6 protein-coding genes and 3 pseudogenes are annotated in these 7,128 nt (G+C 50.6%); 3 read left to right on the top strand and 6 right to left on the bottom strand.

The window, feature by feature from the left end; all coding sequences use genetic code 11:
• Both BGK49_RS06890 and adeP read left to right on the top strand, forming a co-directional pair.
• A pseudogene (locus BGK49_RS06890) lies at positions 1–300 on the top strand (IS1-like element IS1X2 family transposase); the annotation flags it as partial.
• A gap of 27 nt (positions 301–327) precedes the next feature.
• Complete coding sequence (gene adeP / locus BGK49_RS06885) at positions 328–1,647, top strand: adenine permease AdeP (RefSeq protein ID WP_000082691.1); 1,320 nt, start codon at positions 328–330, stop codon at positions 1,645–1,647.
• A gap of 53 nt (positions 1,648–1,700) precedes the next feature.
• Here adeP and yieF read toward each other — a convergent pair whose 3' ends face one another.
• The 6 genes and pseudogenes from yieF to tnaA form a co-directional block, all read right to left on the bottom strand.
• On the bottom strand, positions 1,701–2,267 hold the full coding sequence (gene yieF, locus BGK49_RS06880; protein WP_001291271.1) for a class I chromate reductase YieF: 567 nt from the start codon (positions 2,265–2,267) through the stop codon (positions 1,701–1,703).
• A 21-nt stretch (positions 2,268–2,288) separates the two neighbouring features.
• Positions 2,289–3,038 (bottom strand): 4'-phosphopantetheinyl transferase family protein, encoded by a 750-nt coding sequence (locus BGK49_RS06875; RefSeq protein WP_000190670.1) that lies wholly within the window; start codon positions 3,036–3,038, stop codon positions 2,289–2,291.
• 156 nt (positions 3,039–3,194) lie between these two features.
• Positions 3,195–4,154, bottom strand: a complete 960-nt coding sequence (gene yidZ / locus BGK49_RS06870) for an HTH-type transcriptional regulator YidZ (RefSeq protein ID WP_000748502.1) — start codon at positions 4,152–4,154, stop codon at positions 3,195–3,197.
• Entirely contained in the window at positions 4,129–5,304 is a 1,176-nt protein-coding gene (gene mdtL, locus BGK49_RS06865; RefSeq protein ID WP_046891662.1) for a multidrug efflux MFS transporter MdtL, read from the bottom strand. The genes yidZ and mdtL overlap by 26 nt, the downstream gene beginning before the upstream one ends.
• Before the next feature lie 131 nt (positions 5,305–5,435).
• Positions 5,436–6,682, bottom strand: a pseudogene (tnaB, locus tag BGK49_RS06860) (low affinity tryptophan permease TnaB).
• 90 nt (positions 6,683–6,772) lie between these two features.
• Positions 6,773–6,949 (bottom strand): annotated as a pseudogene (gene tnaA, locus BGK49_RS29130) (tryptophanase); the annotation flags it as partial.
• A 57-nt stretch (positions 6,950–7,006) separates the two neighbouring features.
• Between tnaA and BGK49_RS25740 the strand changes: the two are divergent.
• Positions 7,007–7,128, top strand: a 122-nt coding sequence (locus BGK49_RS25740) for an IS1 family transposase (RefSeq protein WP_001422013.1), incomplete at its 3' end; no start/stop codon positions are given.

Here is a 7,128-nt window from a genome sequence, read left to right as displayed (position 1 = left end):
ACGGTTGTGGCGCACGTCTTCGGTGAACGCACTCTGGCCACACTGGAGCGTCTTCTGAGCCTGCTGTCGGCCTTTGAGGTCGTGGTATGGATGACGGATGGCTGGCCGCTGTATGAATCACGCCTGAAGGGAAAGCTGCACGTTATCAGCAAGCGTTACACTCAGCGCATTGAGCGACATAATCTGAATCTGAGACAACATCTGGCAAGGCTGGGACGGAAGTCACTGTCGTTCTCAAAATCGGTGGAGCTGCATGACAAGGTCATCGGGCATTATCTGAACATAAAACACTATCAGTAAGTTGGAGTCATTACCCGGAAATAGATAATGAGTCAACAACACACAACCCAGGCTTCTGGCCAGGGGATGCTGGAACGCGTGTTTAAACTGCGCGAACATGGCACGACGGCACGGACCGAAGTGATCGCCGGTTTTACCACCTTCCTGACGATGGTTTACATCGTTTTTGTTAACCCACAAATTCTGGGCGTTGCTGGCATGGACACCAGTGCCGTCTTCGTAACAACCTGTCTGATTGCTGCTTTCGGTAGCATTATGATGGGATTGTTTGCAAACCTTCCGGTGGCGCTGGCTCCTGCGATGGGGCTTAACGCCTTTTTCGCTTTTGTGGTTGTCCAGGCAATGGGGCTGCCGTGGCAGATCGGTATGGGCGCAATCTTCTGGGGCGCTGTCGGACTGCTTCTTTTGACCATTTTCCGCGTTCGTTACTGGATGATTGCTAACATTCCGGTAAGTCTGCGTGTGGGTATTACCAGCGGTATCGGCCTGTTTATCGGCATGATGGGGCTGAAAAACGCAGGTGTGATTGTCGCTAACTCGGAAACGCTGGTGAGCATCGGTAATCTGACTTCTCACAGCGTACTTCTGGGTATCCTCGGCTTCTTCATCATTGCTATTCTGGCCTCGCGCAACATTCACGCAGCGGTGCTGGTTTCTATCGTGGTGACGACGCTGCTGGGCTGGATGCTGGGTGATGTGCACTACAATGGCATCGTTTCTGCGCCGCCGAGCGTAATGACAGTTGTGGGTCATGTAGATTTAGCCGGGTCGTTTAACCTCGGGCTGGCAGGGGTGATTTTCTCTTTCATGTTGGTCAACTTGTTTGACTCCTCCGGTACGCTGATTGGCGTGACCGATAAAGCAGGTCTGGCGGATGAGAAGGGGAAATTCCCGCGCATGAAGCAGGCGCTGTATGTCGACAGTATCTCTTCCGTGACCGGTTCGTTTATCGGTACTTCTTCCGTTACGGCTTATATTGAGTCCTCTTCCGGCGTATCGGTTGGCGGTCGTACCGGTCTGACGGCAGTGGTTGTTGGTCTGCTGTTCCTGCTGGTTATCTTTCTGTCGCCGCTGGCGGGAATGGTGCCAGGCTACGCTGCAGCTGGCGCGTTGATGACCTCAAGTCTTGCTCGCGTGAACTGGCAGGATCTTACTGAATCTGTTCCGGCGTTTATTACCGCCGTGATGATGCCGTTCAGCTTTTCGATTACCGAAGGTATTGCGCTGGGCTTTATCTCCTACTGCGTGATGAAGATTGGTACCGGGCGTCTGCGTGACCTTAGCCCGTGCGTAATCATCGTTGCGCTGCTGTTTATCCTGAAGATTGTATTTATCGACGCTCATTAAAATCGATAGCGCATTAAAAACCCGCCATGCATGATTACTGGCGGGTTTTTTATTTAGATCTTAACTCGCTGAATAAACTCACCAAATGCGGTCAATTGCCCGGTCAGGTGGTCCAGCGTACCCTGATCAATCACTTCTCCGGTTTGCCGATCAACTTTGTTCTGAATCACGCCGCCCATAAATTCCGGCTTGTTCATCACCATTGCATCGAGGAAAACCAGAATCTGGCGCAGGTGATACTGACAGCGCGCGCCGCCAATCACGCCCATTGAGCTGGTCTGAATCAACACCGGTTTACCGGCCAGCGGTTGATCCGGCAGGCGGGAAAGCCAGTCGATGGCATTTTTCAGCCCACCCGGTACCGAGTAGTTATATTCCGGCGTGACGATCACCACACCGTCAGCCTGACGGATCTGTTCCGCCAGAGCTTCAACCGTTGCTGGAAAACCTTCTTCCTGCTGTACGTCAGCGTCATACAGGGGAATGTCGGCAATGGAAGGTAACGCATTGACTTCCATGCTCGCCGGAGCAATTTTCGGCAGGGTACGTGCAACCATGCCATTAAATGAGCCTTTGCGCAGGCTCCCCAGTAACGTAACCACCTGCAATTTTTCAGACATAATGACTCCTGTGGTTGTCTATCAATTTGGCGAAAAAGACTTCACGGTAGAGAGCTGGGCAAAACGCATCATCCGGCTGGTAGGATTGTTGGCGCGGCTGTGAATATCCGGCAGGCTTTTCCAGCTGTGTTTGCCATCTAACTCCCAGACACTGAGCTTTTCAATCGCGGGCGTGACCGCCACGGACCACACCAGCACGTCCTCCGCGTCGCATAACGCTTCTACATGATTTACATGAGCACATTTCAGGCGTCCGGCAATGGGCAGCAGCTGCAGATCGCGCGGATCGTCATTCAAAACATCACCGGTTAGTTTTAGCACGCTTCGGCGCAGCGTGATGAGCTGCGCCCGCGCTTCGTTAGGATCGTTTTGTTTACTGATCCATAGCGATTCATTGCTGGAAAAGGTGTGGTTATCGGGCGCGTGTGGGCTATGAAACCCGCGCGTCGCACGCTGTAGTTCCATATCGAGGCCACATTCACCTTCGGTTGTTAACGCCACGCCAACCATATTCCCGGCATAGGAAATAGAAAACGAAGGCAAATTTTTATCACTGAAAACCGGTTTACCTTTCGGCAGGGTGACGATTTCCGGCAATTCGCCAATGCCATACAGCATGAACATCAGTTCTGCGAGTAAACCTCTGGACGCCAGAAAACGGCTTTGACGATGAGGGGGAATGTTTCGGGCTTCTTGATGACACTGGGAGGGGAGACGAACAGAAATCAGATGTCCTTCCGTTAAAATCCCTCGGGCAAAGTGAGTCGCCATTTTTCGCTCCATGCTTAATGGTCCATTATGAATATAAGAGTAATCATTTACTGGAATGATGGACAGACTAAAGCGGCTAAAAGTTCGATTCAGACAAGCTTATTACAACTTTTTTACATTTTATTGTGAAATTGGGTCGCGTTTCATACGATTCGGTTATGCCATCGACGCGTAAAGGTTTTTAATGGTTTCCCGTAACCAGACGATCTTCGGATTATGGCTGTTCCGTTTATGCCACAGCAGGGTAAAAGGAACTTCCAGCTTTTTTTGCTGGCTTTCGTCAAACGGGAGAGGAAGAGCAACCAACGGCAGTTGATGGAGTTGATTGTAGTACTGACAGTAGCGCGGCGCGGTCGCCAGTAGCAGATTGTCGGGTTGCGCTGCCATAAACAGTGACTGCTCAAATTCCGGCAGGCTCATAGCAATCGTGCGTTCGCGCCCGAGCTCCTGTAACACATTGTCCAGCGCCCAGGTGTCGCTCTGTTCCCAGCAAATGCTGATATGCGGATAACGTAAAAAGGTGTCCAGATTCCACGTTTCATGCAGTGCCGGATGATCTTTGCGTAACCAGACGCAGGGTACATCACTAAACAGCACTTCATAATCAATGGCTAACGGTAGCGAGCTTAACAGCTCCCGCGAGCGAGGATGGCTTTCGCGACCGGAAAAACCAATATCCACTTCACCACGAGTAATGGCATCTAAGGAATCGTAATCCCAGTTACGTAGTTTGATGGTCGCCTGCGGGTAACGTTGGTAGATCCGTTTCGACAGCGCATTAAGCATGATCATCATCAGCGGCGATTCCGCCGCCAACTCAAACTTCAGGCCGCGCGGTGTCTGGTGGTGCGGTTTATCCAGCAGCAGATTGCTCATTTGCATCCATTCCGCCAGATTTTGCTCCATGCTGACCATTAGCGGTGTGGGCGACAGCCCCAGCGGTGAGTTCACAAAGAGCGGGTCGTCAAACCACGCTCTTAACTTTGCCAGCGACTTACTCACCGCTGAAGGGGTCACGTTCATCCGCTTCGCCGCTTTGGTCACGCTGCGCTCCTGCATCAGCAGTTGCAGACAGAGCAGCAGATTGAGATCAAGCGTGGTGATGGATTTCTTCATGAGCGGCAACGGGGCGTCCAGGCGCGACGAACATAATCAGCAACAGGCTCACTATGCTACAGGCAATCAGAATCCCGATCAGCATATTCCATGCGCCGATACCAACCACCGCTGCCAGCCAAATCCACAGTGACGAACCGCAAACCTGCGCAATACCTAAGGTCGAGCTGGCTACGCCCGCGCGTAATGAAAATGGTCCTAACGCCTGACTCATCGCTACGCCAAAACCTACCGAGAAACCGGCGCAAATCAGTGTGATACCAAACAGAGAAACCGCATGGGAAGGTGAAACGGCAAGGGTGATCCCCGCTGCAAGGAATAACACCTGTGAGGTGATCATCAACGTACGTGGCTTAAAAATTCCCAGCGCAAATGGCGTGGAGAATGAAACGGTTATGCTGACGCCAGCGGTCAACGCCATAATGGTGGCGTATTCTCCGCGCTCAAAACCCATGATTTCCATCAGCAATACCGGCGATGTATTGACGAAAGTGAGGATCACCGAAACGCTGAGGGTGGTGATAACAACACGGCTGAGGAAAAACCGATTAAGCAGCGACTCGCTATTTTCTCGTGGTTTGTCCGAAGCAGCGGGGGACGCTGGGCGCGTTTCTTTTAAAATAAACAAAGACAACATCAGTACCGCGATGCCCATCATTGCCATCGCCCAGAACAGACTCTGCCACGGGAATTTAAGCATAATCAGATGTCCGAGCACTGGCGCTAACACCGGAATGATGCAGGTAATACCGTTGAGTAATGACAGCACTTTAGCCCGACGTCGATCATCCAGCGTGTCGCGCAAAATGGCGAACGCCACTACGTAACAACAGCCTGCGCCCAACCCCTGTAGAAATCGGCCTGCAAGAAATAACGTGCTGGTTTCAGCCAGTGAACAGAACACCGAGGCAATAATAAATAGCGCCGCGCCGGGTATGGCGACCGGCTTTCTCCCTGAACGATCGGCCACTTTACCGGCAAATAACATCGCAGCTGCCATCCCCGCCAGATATACGGAGAACGCAATATGCAACTGCGCTTCGCTGGCATTGAGATCGGCGGCGATGCGCGGTAAACCAACGAGGTACATATCAATCCCGGCGGGATAAAGTAAAACCAGGGCAAAACTACAAATCAAAAAGCGGGACATGGGCTAAAGCGTCCTGATAGTAAGGTGACGCAAAGCATACGTGGTGAAGGAGGATCAGGCGAGTTGCCATTTGGACATAAGTGATTTCCTGAGAGGCAAGAAGCCAGCGAATGGCTGGCTTCTTGAAGGATTTAGCCAAATTTAGGTAACACGTTAAAGACGTTGCCGAACCAGCACAAAATCACGGTTATACCAAAGAGAATGACAATCGCCGGAATAAGATTGCCGCCCCAGACCGTGAACATCTGATTGGGAAACTTCTTGCGAGCTTTGATTGCAAGCACTGCGGGAATAATGACCGCCCAGATGGTGGCGCACAGCCCGGCACCGCCGATCCCGTAAATAAAGCCGTTCGGGAAGATCAGATACAACAACGCAGGTGGCAGGAAGGTTAACAGCACGGTTTTGAAACGCCCGCCGTGGGAGTTATCAATCTTAAACAGGTCCGCCAGATAATCGAACAACCCCAGCGTGACACCAAAGAACGAACTGGCAACAGCTAAGTTAGAGAACACCAGCAGGCAAAACTCGATAATGCCGTGCTGTTTGGTGCCGAGGAACGATTTCACCAGCGAATCAACGTTGCCGCCTGAGGAGATTATCGCCTTAAAGCTTTCGCGCGGAATATTCCCCATCGTGCAATAGAGCCAGAAGAGATAAATCACCAGCGCCAGCAGCGAACCAAATACCACGCTTTTGATTAACTTATCTTTGCGTTTTCCATAGCAAATAATCAGGCTGGGAATATTGCCGTGGAAACCAAATGACGCCAGACACACCGGCAAAGCCATAAAGATATACGGGAAGTAAGACGTTCCCGCAGTGGTGCTGGTGGCATCGCGCAGGATGGAGTAATCGACCTGGAAGAAGAAAGAACCAAACACGATCACAAAGGAGATAATCTTCAGCCCGAGGAACAATGAGGTAATGCGACTGGCGGCTAACGAACTTATCCACAATACGCTGGCAACGAAAATGGCTGTGCAGATCCCGACAATACGTGGATTAGCGTGATAGCCCAAATTCATTGATATCGTTTCACTAATAATCGCACCATTAGCAGAGATATAGGCATAAGTGAGGATATAGAGAACGAAGGCAACGGTAATACCGCTGATAATGTTCCAGGTGTTACCGATTAAATCTTTGGTGATGGTGTTAAAACTGGAGCCGACAGGATAATTTAAATTTGCTTCTAATAACAATAACCCGGAATGAAGCATTGAAAACCAGGCAATGATAAGGATAAAGGCACCCCAGAAAAACCAGGCACCGGCAAGATCAACAGGTAAAGCAAACATACCTCCACCAATTACTGTACCTGCTATAACCATAACACCCCAAAATGCAGAGTGCTTTTTTCAGCTTGATCAGTCATGATGCCACCTTTAGAGGAAGGCTATTTTTGTTATTGAGGATGTAGGGTAAGAGAGTGGCTAACATCCTTATAGCCACTCTGTAGTATTAATTAAACTTCTTTCAGTTTTGCGGTGAAGTGACGCAATACTTTTGGTTCGTAGGTAAAGGTTAATCCTTTAATATTCGCCGCGTTCTCTTTCACATGTTTAAAGGCTTCAATAATGAAGTCCATATGTGTTTGAGTATATGTTGCGCGCGGAATGGTTAAACGCAGCAGTTCAGCCGGGCGGTGATGCTGCCAACTTACTGATTTAGTGTATGATGGTGTTTTTGAGGTGCTCCAGTGGCTTCTGTTTCTATCAGCTGTCCCTCCTGTTCAGCTACTGACGGGGTGGTGCGTAACGGCAAAAGCACTGCCGGACATCAGCGCTATCTCTGCTCTCACTGCCGTAAAACATGGCAACT

This window comes from Shigella sp. FC1544 (genome assembly GCF_001722145.1).
GTDB lineage: Bacteria > Pseudomonadota > Gammaproteobacteria > Enterobacterales > Enterobacteriaceae > Escherichia > Escherichia coli.
Note: the sequence above shows the minus strand (reverse complement) of the source record. Positions and strands in the feature narration are given on the sequence as shown.

Coding starts and splice junctions, on each gene's coding strand:
- adeP (WP_000082691.1), top strand. CDS start 328: ATGAGTCAACAACACACAACCCAGGCTTCTGGCCAGGGGATGCTGGAA.
- yieF (WP_001291271.1), bottom strand. CDS start 2,267: ATGTCTGAAAAATTGCAGGTGGTTACGTTACTGGGGAGCCTGCGCAAA.
- BGK49_RS06875 (WP_000190670.1), bottom strand. CDS start 3,038: ATGGCGACTCACTTTGCCCGAGGGATTTTAACGGAAGGACATCTGATT.
- yidZ (WP_000748502.1), bottom strand. CDS start 4,154: ATGAAGAAATCCATCACCACGCTTGATCTCAATCTGCTGCTCTGTCTG.
- mdtL (WP_046891662.1), bottom strand. CDS start 5,304: ATGTCCCGCTTTTTGATTTGTAGTTTTGCCCTGGTTTTACTTTATCCC.